Source organism: Pseudomonas synxantha, assembly GCF_900105675.1.
In the GTDB taxonomy this organism is placed as follows: domain Bacteria; phylum Pseudomonadota; class Gammaproteobacteria; order Pseudomonadales; family Pseudomonadaceae; genus Aquipseudomonas; species Aquipseudomonas synxantha.
Genome location: NZ_LT629786.1, coordinates 4474236 through 4489627, shown reverse-complemented (window position 1 = coordinate 4489627; position 15392 = coordinate 4474236). Strand labels below are relative to the sequence as shown.

Sequence of the window (15392 nt, the reverse complement as noted above, 5' to 3'; positions counted from 1 at the left end):
TTTGCCTAGAGCGCGGTAACAATAAAAAAGCCAAGGTTTCTATTGACTCCTGCGCGCTCCAGGAAAATCCGCGATACCACCGTGCCTACAGGCGGAACTCGTGACCCAGGTACACTTCCTTGACCAGCTCGTTGGCCAGGATAGTCTCGGCATCGCCTTCGGCAATCAGTTGGCCGTCGTTGACGATATAAGCCGTTTCGCAGATATCGAGTGTCTCGCGCACGTTATGGTCGGTGATCAGCACGCCAATGCCCTTGGCCTTGAGATGGTGGATGATCTGCTTGATATCGCCCACCGAGATCGGGTCGACACCGGCAAACGGTTCATCCAGCAAGATGAACTTGGGCGCGGTCGCCAGGGCGCGGGCGATTTCCACGCGACGACGCTCGCCACCGGACAGGCTCATGCCGAGGTTGTCGCGAATATGGTTGATGTGGAATTCCTGCAGCAGGCTTTCCAGCTCTTTGCGGCGACCATCGCGATCGAGCTCCTTGCGGGTCTCCAGGATCGCCATGATGTTGTCGGCCACCGACAGTTTGCGGAAGATCGACGCTTCTTGCGGAAGATAGCCGATACCGGCGCGGGCACGTCCGTGCATTGGCTGGTGGCTGACGTCCAGGTCGTCGATCAATACGCGGCCCTGGTCCGCCTGGACCAGCCCGACGATCATATAGAAGCAGGTGGTCTTGCCGGCACCGTTGGGGCCGAGCAGGCCGACGATCTGGCCGCTGTCGATCGACAGGCTGACGTCGCGTACCACCTGGCGGCTTTTATAGGCCTTGGCCAGGTGCTGGGCTTTCAGGGTCGCCATTACTCGGCCTTCTTCTTCGGCTGGATAACCATGTCGATACGCGGACGAGGTGCGGTGACCTTGTTGCCATTGGCGCGGCCGGCCTGGGCGACCTGGGGCTGGGTGTTGTAGACGATCTTCTCGCCTTCGGTCGAGTTACCGTCGGCGCTCAGCACCTTGGCCTGGTCGATCAGTACAATGCGATTTTGCTGGGCATGGTATTGAATGGTCTTGCCGTAGCCCTTCATCGGGCCTGGATCTTCTGCCTTCTGCTTCTGTTCGAAGTAAGCGAGGTTGCCCACTGAGGTCACGACATCGATATCGCCGGCCTGGGTACGCGTCAGTGTCACCGTATTACCGGTGATCTTCATCGAGCCCTGGGTGATGATCACGCCGCCGGTATAGGTGGCGACACCTTGCTTGTCATCCAGCTGCGCATCGTCAGCCGAGATGTGGATCGGTTGCTGGCTATCGTTCGGCAGAGCCCAGGCGCTCACGCTTCCCAGTGCTGCGCCCAGACCGAGCAAAATAGGGAGGGTTTTAACGAGCCTCATACTGTCCTCTTACGTTCGATAGCAGGTGTATCCTGCTTTCTTTCAAATACGCTTTCATTCCCTTGCCAGTCGATACACCGCCAGCGCCGTCGATTCTAACGTCTTGCTCGGTCTGCGCATATTGCTTCTGTGGGAATACCGTCATGCGACTGCTGGTAATGATGGTGTCGCGGTTCTGTGCGTCTGTACGTGCGACGCGTACCGAGTCGATCAGTTCAACTTCGGTGCCGCCGGAATTGACCTCGCCACGCTTGCTGGTGACGTGCCACGGGAAGTCGGTTCCGCGATAAAGGTTCAAGTCCGGATTGGTCAGCAGGCTGATGTCGGAGGCCTTGAGGTGTTCGACTTTATCGGCCGTCAACTCGTATTGAACCTTGCCGTCCGGCATGAATTGTATGCTGTAGGCATTTATCGAGAAATTGTCGATGAGCCCCTCGTCAACCTGCGCAACAGGCTTGTCGAGAAAGCGCCCCGGGCTGATATTCCAGTAGCCCACCGCCAGGAGCAGCGCGGCGATGACCCCGAATAACAGGAAGTTGCGGATCTTTTTACTCAGCATATAACGCTCTATAGGTAGGCGGCGTGGGCCGCTTCAAGACTGCCCTGGGCACGCAGGATCAACTCGCAGAACTCCCGGGCAGCACCTTCGCCGCCACGGGCGGTGGTGGTGCCGTGGGCATGTTCGCGCACAAACGCCGCGGCATTCGCAACGGCCATGCCCAGGCCCACCCGGCGAATCACCGGCAGGTCAGGCAAGTCGTCACCCAAATAGGCGACCTGTTCATAGCTTAGGTTGAGTTGGCCAAGAAGCTCGTCCAGCACTACCAGTTTATCCTCACGGCCCTGATACAGGTGAGCAATCCCCAGGTTTTGTGCGCGGCGTTCCACAACCGGTGTCTTTCGACCGCTGATAATCGCCGTTTGCACACCGGTCGCCATCAGCATCTTGATGCCCTGGCCATCGAGGGTGTTGAACGTCTTGAATTCGCTGCCATCTTCGAGGAAGTACAGGCGGCCATCGGTCAGCACGCCGTCAACGTCGAAAATCGCCAGCTTGATGTTTTTACCGCGTTGCAACAGGTCGCCGTTCATCTACATCACTCCTGCGCGCAGCAAGTCGCCAAGGTTAAGGGCCCCGATAGGGCGATCATCATTGTCGACGACGATGAGCGCGCCGATCCGGTGGTCTTCCATGATTTTCAAAGCTTCAGCCGCGAGCATTTCAGCGCGGGCGGTCTTGCCGTGAGGCGTCATTACCGCATCGATGGTCGCGGTATGGATATCAACGGTGCGGTCCAGGGTACGACGCAGGTCGCCGTCGGTGAATACCCCGGCCAGGCGACCATCGGGTTCGACGATCGCCGTCATGCCCAGGCCTTTGCGGGTCATTTCCATCAGCGCATCCCTGAGCAGGGTGCCGCGTGGGACGCTTGGCAGTTCGGCGCCGGAATGCATGACATTTTCCACTTTAAGCAACAGGCGACGGCCGAGCGCGCCGCCTGGGTGGGAAAATGCGAAGTCTTCGGCGGTAAAACCGCGGGCCTCCAGGAGCGCCACGGCCAATGCATCGCCCATGACCAGCGCAGCAGTGGTGGAGGAGGTGGGCGCCAGGTTCAGCGGGCAGGCCTCGTGGGTCACGTGCACGTTCAGGTTGACATCGGCAGCCTTGGCCAGCGTCGATTCCGGGTTGCCGGTGAGGCTGATCATCTGGATGCCCAGGCGCTTGATCAGGGGCAACAGGGTCACGATTTCGTTGGTGGTGCCGGAATTGGACAGCGCCAGGATCACGTCATCCTTGGTGATCATGCCCATATCGCCGTGGCTGGCCTCGGCCGGGTGCACGAAAAACGCGGTGGTCCCGGTACTCGCCAGCGTCGCGGCGATCTTGTTGCCAATGTGGCCGGATTTGCCCATGCCGACCACGACAACACGGCCCTTGCTGGCCAGGATCAGCTCGCAGGCGCGCACGAAATCCGCATCGATATGGGCCAGCAAGCCTTCTACGGCTTCAAGCTCGAGGCGGATGGTGCGTTGTGCGGATTGGATAAGCTCGCTGGATTGGCTCATGTCTGAATCGTATAGCCTGACGAAAAGTCGGCGATTATAGCTGTAATGATCAATACGCTCACGTAAGTTCGTCAGGGTTTGTGCGCGGGGTACATGAAAATCACCGTCCTTAACATAGCAGGCAACGTTTTTCCCCTGTCTCAAATCTGAACGAGCGCTGTTCCGGCCTTGGGGGCTCTGCACCAGCAGTGATATAGTTCGCCGCCAGTTCGGTCCACCCAACCCATGTGCCTAACTATTGCGCATCCTTTGCAAACCAAAGTCGCACACATGGTGTCTGAGTGAAAGGCTGCATCCCAAGGAGATTAGATGAGTGCCGATAACGCCTACGCGGTCGAGCTGAAGGGTCTTTCCTTCAAGCGCGGGACGCGCAGCATCTTCAATAACGTCGATATTCGCATTCCTCGCGGCAAGGTCACGGGCATCATGGGGCCTTCCGGTTGCGGCAAGACCACCCTGTTGCGCCTGATGGGCATGCAATTGCGGCCTAGTGCGGGCGAAGTGTGGGTCAACGGTCAGAATCTGCCGACCCTGTCGCGCAGCGATCTGTTCGATGCTCGCAAGCATATGGGCGTGCTGTTCCAAAGCGGCGCGCTGTTCACCGACCTCGATGTTTTCGAAAACGTAGCCTTCCCGCTGCGGGTGCACACCCAGCTGTCCGATGAAATGATTCGTGACATCGTGTTGCTGAAACTGCAGGCCGTGGGCCTTCGCGGTGCCATCGACCTGATGCCGGACGAATTGTCCGGCGGCATGAAGCGCCGTGTCGCGCTGGCGCGAGCCATCGCCCTCGACCCGCAGATCCTCATGTACGACGAGCCGTTCGTTGGCCAGGACCCGATCGCCATGGGCGTGCTGGTGCGCCTGATCCGTCTGCTCAACGACGCACTGGGGATCACCAGTATCGTGGTGTCCCACGATTTGGCCGAAACCGCGAGCATCGCCGACTACCTGTATGTAGTGGGCGATGGCCAGGTGCTGGGGCAGGGTACGCCTGAAGAGTTGATGAACGCCGATAACCCGCGCATTCGCCAATTCATGACAGGCGATCCCGATGGCCCGGTGCCTTTTCACTTTCCGGCAGCGGACTACCGCTCAGATCTTCTGGGGAAGCGCTGATGCGCAAGACATCTCTTATCGAGAAGGTTCGCCTTTTCGGTCGCTCGGGCATCGACATCGTCGAAGTCCTTGGGCGTTCGACCATTTTCCTGTTCCACGCCCTGCTGGGCCGCGGTGGCATCGGCGGCGGCTTTGGCCTGCTGCTCAAGCAGTTGCATGCAGTCGGGGTGATGTCCCTGGTGATCATCGTAGTCTCCGGGATGTTCATCGGCATGGTGCTGGCGCTGCAAGGCTTCAACATCCTGTCCAGCTACGGTTCGGAGCAGGCGGTAGGCCAGATGGTGGCCCTGACCCTGCTGCGTGAGCTGGGTCCGGTGGTGACCGCTTTGTTGTTCGCGGGGCGTGCAGGTTCGGCGTTGACTGCCGAAATCGGCAATATGAAGTCCACCGAGCAGCTGTCCAGCCTGGAAATGATCGGCGTGGACCCGCTCAAGTACATTGTTGCCCCGCGCCTGTGGGCCGGTTTCATTTCCCTGCCATTGCTGGCGATGATTTTCAGCGTGGTGGGTATCTGGGGCGGTTCGTGGGTGGCGGTTGACTGGTTGGGCGTCTATGACGGTTCCTACTGGGCCAACATGCAAAACAGCGTGACCTTCACCGGTGACGTGCTCAACGGCATCATAAAGAGCATTGTCTTTGCCTTTGTGGTCACCTGGATTGCCGTATTCCAAGGCTATGACTGCGAGCCCACCTCAGAAGGGATCAGTCGCGCCACCACCAAGACCGTTGTGTACGCCTCGCTGGCGGTACTGGGCCTTGACTTCATTTTGACCGCCTTGATGTTTGGAGATTTCTGATGCAAAACCGCACTGTGGAAATCGGTGTCGGCCTTTTCTTGCTGGCTGGCATCCTGGCTTTACTGTTGTTGGCCCTGCGAGTCAGCGGCCTGTCGGCCAGCCCCACCGCCGATACTTATAAACTTTACGCGTACTTCGACAATATCGCCGGTTTGACGGTCAGAGCTAAAGTGACCATGGCCGGCGTTACCATCGGCAAGGTCACGGCAATCGATCTGGACCGCGACAGCTTCACCGGGCGAGTGACCATGCAGTTGGACAAGAAGGTAGATAACCTGCCGACTGACTCCACGGCATCTATCCTCACCGCGGGTCTGCTGGGCGAGAAGTACATCGGTGTCAGCGTGGGCGGGGAAACAGCCCTGCTCAAGGATGGTTCGACCATCCACGACACGCAGTCGTCGCTGGTGCTTGAAGACCTGATCGGTAAATTCCTGCTCAATACGGTCAATAAAGACGCCAAATGAGGAATCTATTCATGATCTCTACCTTGCGACGTGGCCTGCTGGTACTGCTTGCAGCGTTGCCGCTGATGGCCAACGCGGCAGGTTCTGCGCACGATTTGGTGCAGGACACGACCAGCAGGATGCTGGCCGACCTGAAGGCCAACAAAGAGCAGTACAAGCAAGACCCTTCCCGGTTTTACGAAGCACTCAACACGATTGTTGGCCCGGTGGTCGATGCCGAAGGCATTTCCAAAAGCATCATGACCGTCAAGTATTCGCGCAAGGCAACTCCGGCGCAAATGCAGACGTTCCAGGAAAATTTCAAGCGTGGCCTGTTCCAGTTCTACGGCAACGCTCTGCTGGAATACAACAACCAGGGCATCGTCGTTGACCCTGCCAAGGAAGAGTCGGGCGACCGTGCCGAGGTCGGCATGAAAGTCTCGGGCAGCAATGGCGCGATCTATCCGGTGTCCTACACCCTCACGAAAATCAACGGTGAGTGGAAGCTGCGTAACGTAGTCATCAACGGCATCAACATCGGCAAGCTGTTCCGTGATCAGTTCGCCGATGCGATGCAGCGCAATGGCAATGACCTGGACAAGACCATCAACGGTTGGGCCGGTGAAGTTGCCAAGGCCAAGGAAGAAACCGACAAAGCTGCCGGGAAGCCTGCGCAATGACCGAGTCGGCTGTTCGTATCGGCGACGCCGGCGAGCTGTTCCTCAGCGGCGTGCTGGATTACCGTACGGGGCCTGACCTGCGCAAGCAGGGCCAGGCGCTGATCAAGGCCAGCAAGGCGCCCGAAGTGGTGCTCGATTGCTCGGCGGTGACCAAGTCCAGCAGTGTCGGCCTGTCGTTGCTGCTGTGCTTCATGCGCGATGCCGAAGCGGCAAAAAAGCCGCTCAGTATCCGTGCCTTGCCTGAAGACATGCGCGAGATTGCCGAGGTTTCCGGCCTGACCGAGCTGTTGGCACACCCTTAATACACATTTATCAGAAAAGCCCTCCGTCAGAGTCCTGCTATGCGGGGTTCGCAGGCGCGGGGCTTTTTTGTATGATGTGCGACCCGTGCGCACTGGGCGCCGATAGAGGTTGAGCATGCAGGCCAACGAAGTTAAAAGCTTCCTTGAAGGAAAGCTGCCCGAAACGAGCGTTGAAGTTGAAGGCGAAGGCTGCAACTTCCAGCTGAATGTGATTAGCGATGAACTGGCGGCGTTGAGCCCGGTCAAGCGTCAACAGCAGATCTATGCCCATTTGAACCCGTGGATCACCGATGGCAGCATCCACGCGGTCACTATGAAATTTTTCAGCCGCGCGGCCTGGGCCGAGCGCACCTGAGCCCCCAAGGCGTCGAGATTCTTATGGATAAATTGATTATTACCGGCGGTGCCCGCCTCGATGGCGAGATCCGCATTTCCGGTGCGAAAAACTCCGCCTTGCCGATCCTGGCAGCAACCCTGCTGTGCGACGGCCCGGTGACGGTGGCCAACCTGCCGCACCTGCACGACATCACCACCATGATCGAGCTGTTCGGGCGCATGGGCATTGAGCCTGTGATCGACGAGAAACTGTCAGTCGAAATCGACCCGCGTACCATCAAGACCCTGATCGCTCCGTACGAGTTGGTGAAAACCATGCGTGCGTCGATCCTGGTACTCGGCCCGATGGTTGCCCGTTTCGGTGAAGCCGAAGTGGCCCTGCCTGGCGGTTGTGCCATTGGTTCGCGTCCGGTCGACCTGCACATCCGTGGCCTGGAAGCCATGGGCGCGACCATCGACGTCGAAGGCGGCTATATCAAGGCCAAGGCGCCGGAAGGCGGCCTGCGTGGTGCGAACTTCTTCTTTGATACCGTCAGCGTAACCGGTACCGAGAACATCATGATGGCCGCTGCCCTGGCCAAAGGCCGCAGCGTGCTGCAAAACGCCGCACGTGAGCCGGAAGTGGTCGACCTGGCCAACTTCCTCAACGCCATGGGTGCGAAGGTTTCCGGTGCTGGCACCGACACCATCACCATTGATGGTGTAGAACGTCTGCACACCGCCACCTATAAGGTCATGCCGGACCGTATCGAGACCGGCACCTACCTGGTTGCCGCTGCCGTGACCGGTGGTCGTGTAAAGGTCAAGGATACCGACCCGACCATCCTTGAAGCCGTCCTGGAAAAACTCAAGGAAGCCGGCGCAGAAATCACTACCGGCGAAGACTGGATCGAGCTGAACATGCACGGCAAGCGGCCAAAGGCCGTCAACGTGCGTACCGCTCCATACCCGGCCTTCCCGACCGACATGCAGGCGCAGTTCATCTCCCTGAACGCGATTGCCGAAGGCACCGGTGCCGTGATCGAGACCATCTTCGAAAACCGCTTCATGCATGTGTATGAATTGCACCGCATGGGCGCCAAGATCCAGGTCGAAGGCAATACCGCCATCGTCACCGGCATCGACAAGCTCAAGGGCGCGCCAGTGATGGCAACCGACTTGCGTGCCTCGGCCAGCCTGGTGATCTCGGCACTGTGCGCCGAAGGCGACACCCTGATCGACCGTATCTACCACATAGACCGTGGTTACGAGTGCATCGAGGAAAAACTGCAGATGCTCGGCGCAAAAATCCGCCGCGTACCGGGCTAACCCCCGCTGCACTGTAGGAGCGAGCTTGCTCGCGAAAAACTCATGTACAGCGCGTTGACTCTGAGTAAACGCGTTATCGTTGACGTTCTTCGCGAGCAAGCTCGCTCCTGCATACACTGGTTTGTTTCAAATCGAGGCTGTAATGGCCTCGATCTGTGTCCGGCGCCATTTGCGACCGGGCCGCAATAGCCTGATAAAGGACTGACGTTCCCATGTTGACCATCGCACTGTCCAAGGGCCGCATCCTTGACGACACGTTGCCGCTTCTGGCTGAAGCTGGCATCGTGCCGACCGAGAATCCGGACAAGAGCCGCAAGCTGATCATCCCCACGACCCAGGACGACGTGCGCCTGCTGATCGTGCGGGCTACCGACGTGCCGACCTACGTTGAACATGGCGCCGCCGACCTGGGGGTGGCCGGCAAGGACGTACTGATGGAATACGGCGGCCAGGGCCTCTACGAGCCATTGGACCTGCGTATCGCCCTGTGCAAGCTGATGACCGCCGGCCGTGTCGGCGATGTCGAGCCCAAGGGCCGCCTGCGAGTGGCAACCAAGTTCGTCAACGTCGCCAAGCGCTACTACGCCGAACAAGGCCGCCAGGTCGATATCATCAAGCTCTACGGCTCGATGGAGCTGGCGCCGCTGATCGGCCTGGCCGACAAGATCATCGACGTGGTCGACACCGGTAACACCCTGCGTGCCAACGGTTTGGAACCGCAGGATTTCATTGCCGACATCAGCTCCCGCCTGATCGTCAACAAAGCGTCGATGAAGATGCAACACGCCCGCATCCAGGCGTTGATCGACACCCTGCGCAAGGCAGTGGAGTCTCGACACCGCGGTTGACTCACCTGCGTAGCCCAAAGGCTGCGCCCGTCTATCCGCCTCATAGCCAGAATTCTCAGGTGCCCAAGCGGAGCGAACGGTAGTTTAGGGCGCCTGAGTTTTTTGCCAATCCTATGAGGCCCTCGCTATGACCACGTCCACTGCAATTGCCCGACTCAACGCTGCCGACCCGGATTTCGCCCATCATCTGGATCATCTGCTGAGCTGGGAAAGCGTGTCCGACGATTCGGTCAACCAGCGAGTGCTCGATATTATCAAGGCCGTGCGCGAGCGCGGTGACGCGGCGCTGGTGGACTTCACCCGTCAGTTTGATGGCCTGGACGTCAAGTCCATGGCTGACCTCATTCTGCCCCGCGAACGCCTGGAGCTGGCGCTGACACGCATCACCATCGCGCAGCGCGAAGCCTTGGAAGTGGCAGCGACTCGGGTGCGTAGCTACCACGAAAAACAGAAGCAGGACTCCTGGAGCTACACCGAAGCCGACGGCACGGTATTGGGCCAGAAGGTCACGCCGCTGGATCGCGCCGGTTTGTATGTGCCCGGCGGTAAAGCCTCGTACCCGTCGTCGGTGCTGATGAATGCGATCCCGGCCAAAGTGGCGGGCGTGACCGAAGTGGTCATGGTGGTGCCGACTCCGCGTGGTGAAATCAACGAGTTGGTACTGGCTGCCGCCTGCATCGCCGGTGTCGACCGCGTGTTCACCATCGGTGGCGCACAAGCCGTCGCGGCACTGGCCTATGGCACCGAAAGCGTGCCGAAGGTCGACAAGGTGGTCGGCCCCGGCAATATCTATGTCGCCACCGCCAAGCGCCATGTATTTGGCCAGGTCGGCATCGACATGATCGCCGGCCCCTCGGAAATCCTCGTGGTGTGTGATGGCCAGACCGACCCGGACTGGATCGCCATGGACCTGTTCTCCCAGGCCGAGCACGACGAAGACGCCCAGGCGATCCTGGTCAGTCCCGACGCCGAGTTCCTCGACAAGGTTGCCGCCAGCATTAATAAGCTGCTGCCGACCATGGAGCGTGCCGAGATCATCGAGAAGTCGATCAATGGCCGCGGTGCGCTGATTCTGGTGCGTGACATGGAGCAGGCCATCGAGGTGGCCAACCGCATCGCGCCGGAGCACCTTGAGCTGTCCGTAGCGGACCCACAGGCTTGGTTGCCGTCGATCCGTCACGCCGGGGCGATCTTCATGGGGCGCCACACCAGCGAAGCCCTGGGCGACTACTGTGCCGGGCCGAACCACGTGCTGCCGACTTCGGGCACCGCGCGCTTCTCGTCGCCACTGGGGGTGTATGATTTCCAGAAACGCTCGTCGATCATCTTCTGCTCGCCCCAAGGCGCTTCCGAACTGGGCAAGACCGCTTCGGTGCTGGCCCGTGGTGAATCCCTCAGTGCGCACGCACGCAGCGCTGAATACCGCATCGTCAAGGGAGAGTAAGGCATGAGCAAATTCTGGAGCCCTTTCGTCAAGGACCTCGTGCCTTACGTACCCGGTGAGCAACCGAAGCTGACCAAACTGGTCAAGCTCAACACCAATGAAAACCCTTATGGCCCATCGCCCAAGGCGCTGGCGGCCATGCAGGCTGAGCTGAACGACAACCTGCGCCTGTATCCGGACCCCAACAGCGACCTGCTCAAACAAGCCGTGGCCAGATATTACGGGATCGACGCCGGCAAGGTGTTCCTCGGCAACGGTTCCGATGAGGTCCTGGCGCACATCTTCCATGGTCTGTTCCAGCACGATCTGCCGCTGCTGTTCCCGGATATCAGCTACAGCTTCTACCCCGTGTACTGCGGCTTGTACGGCATCAAGTTCGACGCCGTGCCGTTGGATGAGCAGTTCCAGATCCGAGTGGCGGACTACGCCAGGCCCAACGGCGGGATCATCATCCCCAACCCGAACGCGCCGACCGGCTGCGTACTGGCGCTGGATGCGGTGGAGCAGCTTCTCAAGGCCAGCCCGGACTCGGTCGTCGTGGTCGATGAAGCCTATATCGACTTCGGCGGCGAGACCGCCATCAGCCTGGTAGACCGTTACCCGAACCTGCTGGTGACCCAGACCCTGTCCAAATCGCGCTCACTGGCCGGTTTGCGTGTGGGCCTGGCCGTGGGCCACCCAGACCTGATCGAGGCGCTGGAGCGGGTCAAGAACAGCTTTAACTCCTACCCGTTGGATCGCTTGGCGATTGTCGGTGCGGCGGCGGCGTTCGATGACCGTGAGTATTTCGCGAAGACCTGCCAGTTGGTGATCGACAGTCGCGAGAAGCTCGTTGCGCAGTTGCAGGCTAAAGGCTTTGAAGTGTTGCCATCAGCGGCCAACTTCATCTTCGCTCGCCACCCGCAACACGACGCGGCCGGCCTGGCGGCCAAGTTGCGTGAGCAAGGGGTGATCGTGCGGCACTTCAAGCAGGAGCGGATTGCCCAGTTCCTGCGGATCAGCATCGGTACGCCTGAGCAGAACCAGGCGCTGATCGACGGGCTCGGCGAGCTTTAACAGACGCTGAAAATCAAATGTGGGAGGGGGCTTGCCCCCGATGGCGGTGGATCAGTCGATTAGATGTCGACTGACACTCCGTCATCGGGGGCAAGCCCCCTCCCACATTCAGTTTTGCGGCGTTAGTTAAAGAAGCGGCTCATCCGGCTTCTTGTTCTTCCAGCCATCATTGCCCGGCAGCAGCAAATTCAGGCCAATCGCCACCACCGCACACAGGGCGATGCCCTTGAGGCCGAAATCATCCGGGCCGGTGCCGGTGCCGACCAGCACACCGCCAATCCCGAATACCAGGGTCACCGACACAATCACCAGGTTGCGCGCTTCACCCAGGTCGATCCTGTGGCGAATCAGCGTGTTCATCCCCACTGCGGCAATCGAGCCGAACAGCAGGCACAGAATCCCGCCCATCACCGGTACCGGGATGCTCTGCAGCAGTGCGCCGAACTTGCCGATAAACGCCAGGCTGATGGCAAATACCGCCGCCCAGGTCATGATTTTCGGGTTGTAGTTCTTGGTCAGCATCACTGCGCCGGTCACTTCGGCGTAGGTGGTGTTCGGCGGGCCGCCAAACATCCCCGCTGCCGTGGTGGCAATGCCGTCACCCAGCAGCGTGCGGTGCAGGCCGGGCTTTTTCAGGTAATCGCGGCCGGTCACGCTGCCTACTGCAATCACACCGCCGATATGCTCGATCGCCGGGGCCAGGGCCACTGGGACGATAAACAGGATCGCCTGCCAGTTGAACTCCGGCGCGGTGAAATGGGGCAGGGCGAACCAGGGCGCAGCGGCGATCTTTGCGGTGTCGACCACGCCAAAGTAGAACGACATGGCAAACCCCACCAGCACACCGGAAATGATCGGCACCAGGCGGAAAATGCCCTTGCCGAACACCGCAACGATCAAGGTGGTGAGCAGCGCCGGCATCGAGATCAGCATCGCCGTCTGGTAATGGATCAACTCGGCACCGTCGCCTGACTTGCCCATGGCCATATTGGCGGCAATCGGCGCCATGGCCAGACCGATGGAGATAATCACCGGGCCGATCACCACTGGCGGCAACAGCCGGTCGATAAACCCGGTGCCCTTGACCTTCACGGCCAGGCCCAGGAACGTGTAGACGAAACCGGCCGCCATCACCCCACCCATGGTTGCCGCCAGGCCGAACTGGCCCTTGGCGAGAATGATCGGGGTGATAAAGGCGAAACTCGATGCCAGGAAGACCGGCACCTGCCGCCCTGTCACCACCTGGAACAGCAACGTGCCCAGGCCTGCGGTGAACAGTGCGACGTTTGGATCAAGACCTGTGATCAGCGGCATCAACACCAACGCGCCAAATGCTACGAAGAGCATCTGTGCGCCAGACAGGATCTGGCGCCAAAGCGGGTCGTTGAATTCATCCTGCATGCTCACGCGTCCTTCTGCTTGGTGCCGAAGATCTTGTCACCGGCATCGCCCAGGCCCGGGATGATGTAGCCGTGCTCGTTCAAGCGCTCATCGATGGACGCGGTATAGATCTGCACATCCGGGTGGGCTTTCTCGACGGCGGCGATACCTTCGGGCGCGGCCACCAGCACCATGGCGCGGATGTCCTTGCAGCCGGCTTTTTTCAGCAGGTCGATGGTCGCGACCATGGAGCTACCGGTGGCGAGCATCGGGTCGATGATCATGGCCAGGCGTTCGTTGATTTCCGGGACGAGTTTTTCCAGGTAAGTGTGGGCCTGCAAGGTCTCTTCATTGCGGGCTACGCCCACGGCGCTGACCTTGGCGCCCGGGATCAGGCTGAGGACGCCTTCGAGCATGCCGATACCGGCGCGCAGGATCGGCACGACGGTAATTTTCTTACCGGCGATTTTCTCCACTTGTACGGGACCGGCCCAACCGGGGATCTCGTAGGTCTCCAGGGGTAAATCCTTGGTGGCTTCGTAAGTGAGCAGCGCTCCGACTTCCTGAGCAAGCTCACGGAAATTCTTCGTGCTAATGTCGGCACGGCGCATAAGGCCGAGTTTGTGTCGGATCAGCGGGTGGCGGATCTCGCGAGTGGGCATGGGAAAGGCTCCGGCGGCGGGCAAAAAAACCGGCCTAGATTAATCTATCCGAGGGTGTTGTCCTATAGACATCAAGTACGTTAGTCCATAAAGGCTTGATTGGAGCGCACGAGAAGCGTACCTTCGCCCGCTTTTCTTGCCACAGCACCCCCTTGGAGAGCGCCATGTCTGCTGATCTCGAGCATATCCGTCAAATCATGCACGAGGCTGACTGCCTGTACACCGAAGCGCAAGTCGAAGCAGCGATCGCCAAGGTAGGCGAACACATCACCCGCGAAATGGCCGACACCAACCCGGTGGTCTTCTGCGTGATGAACGGTGGCCTGATCTTCGCCGGCAAATTGCTCACCCATCTGCAATTCCCGTTGGAAGCTTCCTACCTGCACGCTACCCGCTATCGCAATGAAACCAGCGGCGGCGACCTGTTCTGGAAGGCCAAGCCGGAAGTCTCGTTTATCGACCGCGATGTGCTGATCATCGATGACATTCTCGATGAAGGCCACACCCTGGGTGCGATCATCGACTTCTGCAAACACGCCGGCGCACGTAAAGTGCACACTGCTGTGCTGATCGACAAAGACCACGACCGCAAGGCCCGCCCTGAGCTGAAAGCCGACTTCGTCGGGTTGCCGTGCATCGACCGCTATATCTTTGGTTATGGCATGGACTACAAGGGTTACTGGCGTAACGCCAATGGCATTTTTGCCGTTAAAGGAATGTAAATGATGGCCCGCTTTCTTGATCAGACCCTGTTTGCTGAGTTGGCCGAGAAAGCGGCCGCTAATCCCCGTGGCCGTCAGAACGTCAACTTTCATGAGATGCAAGAACCTTGTCATCGCATGGCAGTTGGCTTGCAGCCCAACACTTATGTGCAGCCTCATCGCCACCTGACCGCTGATAAAGCTGAAACCCTGCTGGTGCTCAAAGGCCGCCTGGGCATCCTGATTTTCAGTGACGCGGGCGAGGTGTTGAGCAAGCGTGTACTTCAGGCTGGAGGAGAGTGTCAGGGTGTTGACCTGTCGCCAGGTGTGTTTCATGGCCTGGTGGTGCTGGAGCCGGACAGCGTGATGTTTGAATGCAAGGCTGGCCCTTACCGTCCGGTTGGTGAAGGTGAACTGGCGAGCTGGGCGCCTCGTGAAGGCGAGGCGGGTATGGCTGAGTATCACCGCTGGATGCTTGCCCAGTTCGATTAATCCACTGAGATCCAAATGTGGGGGAAGCGGTGCTTTCTCGCCGCTTCCGAAGCCTGCGTCCCGCAGGTAGACTTCAAGCCCCGTGTAAATGTCTGCAGGCTGGAGTCGGTAATGCGTAAAGATAAGAAACAGGTGATTGGTGACGAGATCGGCGACGAGCAGATCAAGTTGTTCCTGGACTTCGAACCGGTTGATGCCACCTCGCCGTCCCTGCACAAACTGATCAAGGCCTATCGCGGCCTGCGTATCGACGACTTCGAACGGTTCCTGGGCTTTTTCAAGGAAGCAGGCTGGGACCTGGATGGCAAGGACGAGCACGGCCAGACCTTCGTTGACATGATCAAGGACCAGCGCAACGCCGCCGAATACATCGAACTGATCGACAACGCCCGCGGTTGATTATCCGAAGC

Annotated in this window: 20 protein-coding genes; 13 read left to right on the top strand and 7 right to left on the bottom strand. The window is 59.5% G+C overall.

Annotation, left to right across the window (positions count from 1 at the left end; translation table 11 throughout):
- Positions 1 to 85: 85 nt before the first annotated feature.
- Genes lptB through BLU48_RS20800 form a run of 5 tightly spaced genes read right to left on the bottom strand, consistent with a single transcriptional unit; the run spans position 86 to position 3411 of the window.
- Entirely contained in the window at positions 86 to 811 is a 726-nt protein-coding gene (gene lptB, locus BLU48_RS20820; RefSeq protein WP_005784841.1) for an LPS export ABC transporter ATP-binding protein, read from the bottom strand.
- Positions 811 to 1344, bottom strand: a complete 534-nt coding sequence (gene lptA / locus BLU48_RS20815) for a lipopolysaccharide transport periplasmic protein LptA (RefSeq protein ID WP_057021559.1) — start codon at positions 1342 to 1344, stop codon at positions 811 to 813. Before lptA ends, lptB begins: the two co-directional genes overlap by 1 nt.
- Entirely contained in the window at positions 1331 to 1903 is a 573-nt protein-coding gene (gene lptC / locus BLU48_RS20810; RefSeq protein WP_057021558.1) for an LPS export ABC transporter periplasmic protein LptC, read from the bottom strand. The genes lptA and lptC overlap by 14 nt, the downstream gene beginning before the upstream one ends.
- 8 nt (positions 1904 to 1911) lie before the next feature.
- Positions 1912 to 2436 carry a KdsC family phosphatase gene (locus tag BLU48_RS20805; RefSeq protein WP_057021557.1) on the bottom strand — a complete coding sequence of 175 codons (525 nt, stop codon included), beginning with the start codon at positions 2434 to 2436 and terminating at the stop codon, positions 1912 to 1914.
- The gene (locus BLU48_RS20800) at positions 2437 to 3411 is read right to left on the bottom strand and encodes a KpsF/GutQ family sugar-phosphate isomerase (RefSeq protein WP_057021556.1); all 975 of its coding nucleotides are present in this window, start codon (positions 3409 to 3411) and stop codon (positions 2437 to 2439) included.
- A 309-nt stretch (positions 3412 to 3720) separates the two neighbouring features.
- Here BLU48_RS20800 and BLU48_RS20795 point away from each other — a divergent pair, with 309 nt between their 5' ends.
- From BLU48_RS20795 to hisC, 10 genes are all read left to right on the top strand, one after another.
- The gene (locus BLU48_RS20795) at positions 3721 to 4530 is read left to right on the top strand and encodes an ATP-binding cassette domain-containing protein (RefSeq protein ID WP_003216128.1); all 810 of its coding nucleotides are present in this window, start codon (positions 3721 to 3723) and stop codon (positions 4528 to 4530) included.
- Positions 4530 to 5327, top strand: a complete 798-nt coding sequence (gene mlaE, locus BLU48_RS20790; protein ID WP_057021555.1) for a lipid asymmetry maintenance ABC transporter permease subunit MlaE — start codon at positions 4530 to 4532, stop codon at positions 5325 to 5327. Before BLU48_RS20795 ends, mlaE begins: the two co-directional genes overlap by 1 nt.
- Positions 5327 to 5794, top strand: coding sequence for an outer membrane lipid asymmetry maintenance protein MlaD (mlaD, locus tag BLU48_RS20785; protein WP_003171814.1), 468 nt, complete (start codon positions 5327 to 5329; stop codon positions 5792 to 5794). The genes mlaE and mlaD overlap by 1 nt, the downstream gene beginning before the upstream one ends.
- An 11-nt stretch (positions 5795 to 5805) precedes the next feature.
- Positions 5806 to 6453, top strand: a complete 648-nt coding sequence (locus BLU48_RS20780) for an MlaC/ttg2D family ABC transporter substrate-binding protein (RefSeq protein WP_057021554.1) — start codon at positions 5806 to 5808, stop codon at positions 6451 to 6453.
- A complete protein-coding gene (locus BLU48_RS20775; RefSeq protein WP_057021553.1) occupies positions 6450 to 6755 on the top strand; it encodes an STAS domain-containing protein in 306 nt (101 codons plus the stop codon). Before BLU48_RS20780 ends, BLU48_RS20775 begins: the two co-directional genes overlap by 4 nt.
- A gap of 115 nt (positions 6756 to 6870) precedes the next feature.
- Entirely contained in the window at positions 6871 to 7110 is a 240-nt protein-coding gene (locus BLU48_RS20770) for a BolA family protein (RefSeq protein ID WP_057021552.1), read from the top strand.
- A gap of 23 nt (positions 7111 to 7133) precedes the next feature.
- The gene (gene murA / locus BLU48_RS20765; RefSeq protein WP_057021551.1) at positions 7134 to 8399 is read left to right on the top strand and encodes a UDP-N-acetylglucosamine 1-carboxyvinyltransferase; all 1266 of its coding nucleotides are present in this window, start codon (positions 7134 to 7136) and stop codon (positions 8397 to 8399) included.
- Between the two features lie 212 nt (positions 8400 to 8611).
- Positions 8612 to 9247, top strand: a complete 636-nt coding sequence (gene hisG, locus BLU48_RS20760; protein WP_003188599.1) for an ATP phosphoribosyltransferase — start codon at positions 8612 to 8614, stop codon at positions 9245 to 9247.
- Between the two features lie 127 nt (positions 9248 to 9374).
- Complete coding sequence (hisD, locus tag BLU48_RS20755; protein ID WP_057021550.1) at positions 9375 to 10691, top strand: histidinol dehydrogenase; 1317 nt, start codon at positions 9375 to 9377, stop codon at positions 10689 to 10691.
- A gap of 3 nt (positions 10692 to 10694) precedes the next feature.
- Complete coding sequence (gene hisC / locus BLU48_RS20750; RefSeq protein WP_057021549.1) at positions 10695 to 11747, top strand: histidinol-phosphate transaminase; 1053 nt, start codon at positions 10695 to 10697, stop codon at positions 11745 to 11747.
- Between the two features lie 126 nt (positions 11748 to 11873).
- On the opposite strand, the gene BLU48_RS20745 is transcribed toward hisC, so the two are convergent.
- Positions 11874 to 13148 (bottom strand): uracil-xanthine permease family protein, encoded by a 1275-nt coding sequence (locus BLU48_RS20745; RefSeq protein WP_032877767.1) that lies wholly within the window; start codon positions 13146 to 13148, stop codon positions 11874 to 11876.
- A 2-nt stretch (positions 13149 to 13150) separates the two neighbouring features.
- Positions 13151 to 13789 carry a uracil phosphoribosyltransferase gene (upp, locus tag BLU48_RS20740; protein ID WP_017138223.1) on the bottom strand — a complete coding sequence of 213 codons (639 nt, stop codon included), beginning with the start codon at positions 13787 to 13789 and terminating at the stop codon, positions 13151 to 13153.
- 164 nt (positions 13790 to 13953) lie between these two features.
- Here upp and BLU48_RS20735 point away from each other — a divergent pair, with 164 nt between their 5' ends.
- The 3 genes from BLU48_RS20735 (at position 13954) to BLU48_RS20725 (ending at position 15381) form a co-directional block, all read left to right on the top strand.
- Positions 13954 to 14511 (top strand): hypoxanthine-guanine phosphoribosyltransferase, encoded by a 558-nt coding sequence (locus tag BLU48_RS20735; RefSeq protein ID WP_046070938.1) that lies wholly within the window; start codon positions 13954 to 13956, stop codon positions 14509 to 14511.
- A 3-nt stretch (positions 14512 to 14514) separates the two neighbouring features.
- A complete protein-coding gene (locus tag BLU48_RS20730) occupies positions 14515 to 14982 on the top strand; it encodes a WbuC family cupin fold metalloprotein (RefSeq protein WP_046072646.1) in 468 nt (155 codons plus the stop codon).
- A gap of 111 nt (positions 14983 to 15093) precedes the next feature.
- Complete coding sequence (locus BLU48_RS20725) at positions 15094 to 15381, top strand: PA4642 family protein (protein ID WP_057021548.1); 288 nt, start codon at positions 15094 to 15096, stop codon at positions 15379 to 15381.
- Positions 15382 to 15392 lie beyond the last annotated feature (11 nt).

Coding starts and splice junctions, on each gene's coding strand:
- BLU48_RS20745 (WP_032877767.1), bottom strand. CDS start 13,148: ATGCAGGATGAATTCAACGACCCGCTTTGGCGCCAGATCCTGTCTGGC.
- murA (WP_057021551.1), top strand. CDS start 7,134: ATGGATAAATTGATTATTACCGGCGGTGCCCGCCTCGATGGCGAGATC.
- BLU48_RS20725 (WP_057021548.1), top strand. CDS start 15,094: ATGCGTAAAGATAAGAAACAGGTGATTGGTGACGAGATCGGCGACGAG.
- mlaE (WP_057021555.1), top strand. CDS start 4,530: ATGCGCAAGACATCTCTTATCGAGAAGGTTCGCCTTTTCGGTCGCTCG.
- hisG (WP_003188599.1), top strand. CDS start 8,612: ATGTTGACCATCGCACTGTCCAAGGGCCGCATCCTTGACGACACGTTG.
- hisD (WP_057021550.1), top strand. CDS start 9,375: ATGACCACGTCCACTGCAATTGCCCGACTCAACGCTGCCGACCCGGAT.
- BLU48_RS20775 (WP_057021553.1), top strand. CDS start 6,450: ATGACCGAGTCGGCTGTTCGTATCGGCGACGCCGGCGAGCTGTTCCTC.
- lptC (WP_057021558.1), bottom strand. CDS start 1,903: ATGCTGAGTAAAAAGATCCGCAACTTCCTGTTATTCGGGGTCATCGCC.
- BLU48_RS20780 (WP_057021554.1), top strand. CDS start 5,806: ATGATCTCTACCTTGCGACGTGGCCTGCTGGTACTGCTTGCAGCGTTG.
- BLU48_RS20770 (WP_057021552.1), top strand. CDS start 6,871: ATGCAGGCCAACGAAGTTAAAAGCTTCCTTGAAGGAAAGCTGCCCGAA.
- hisC (WP_057021549.1), top strand. CDS start 10,695: ATGAGCAAATTCTGGAGCCCTTTCGTCAAGGACCTCGTGCCTTACGTA.
- BLU48_RS20805 (WP_057021557.1), bottom strand. CDS start 2,436: ATGAACGGCGACCTGTTGCAACGCGGTAAAAACATCAAGCTGGCGATT.
- mlaD (WP_003171814.1), top strand. CDS start 5,327: ATGCAAAACCGCACTGTGGAAATCGGTGTCGGCCTTTTCTTGCTGGCT.
- lptA (WP_057021559.1), bottom strand. CDS start 1,344: ATGAGGCTCGTTAAAACCCTCCCTATTTTGCTCGGTCTGGGCGCAGCA.
- BLU48_RS20800 (WP_057021556.1), bottom strand. CDS start 3,411: ATGAGCCAATCCAGCGAGCTTATCCAATCCGCACAACGCACCATCCGC.
- BLU48_RS20795 (WP_003216128.1), top strand. CDS start 3,721: ATGAGTGCCGATAACGCCTACGCGGTCGAGCTGAAGGGTCTTTCCTTC.
- upp (WP_017138223.1), bottom strand. CDS start 13,789: ATGCCCACTCGCGAGATCCGCCACCCGCTGATCCGACACAAACTCGGC.
- lptB (WP_005784841.1), bottom strand. CDS start 811: ATGGCGACCCTGAAAGCCCAGCACCTGGCCAAGGCCTATAAAAGCCGC.
- BLU48_RS20730 (WP_046072646.1), top strand. CDS start 14,515: ATGGCCCGCTTTCTTGATCAGACCCTGTTTGCTGAGTTGGCCGAGAAA.
- BLU48_RS20735 (WP_046070938.1), top strand. CDS start 13,954: ATGTCTGCTGATCTCGAGCATATCCGTCAAATCATGCACGAGGCTGAC.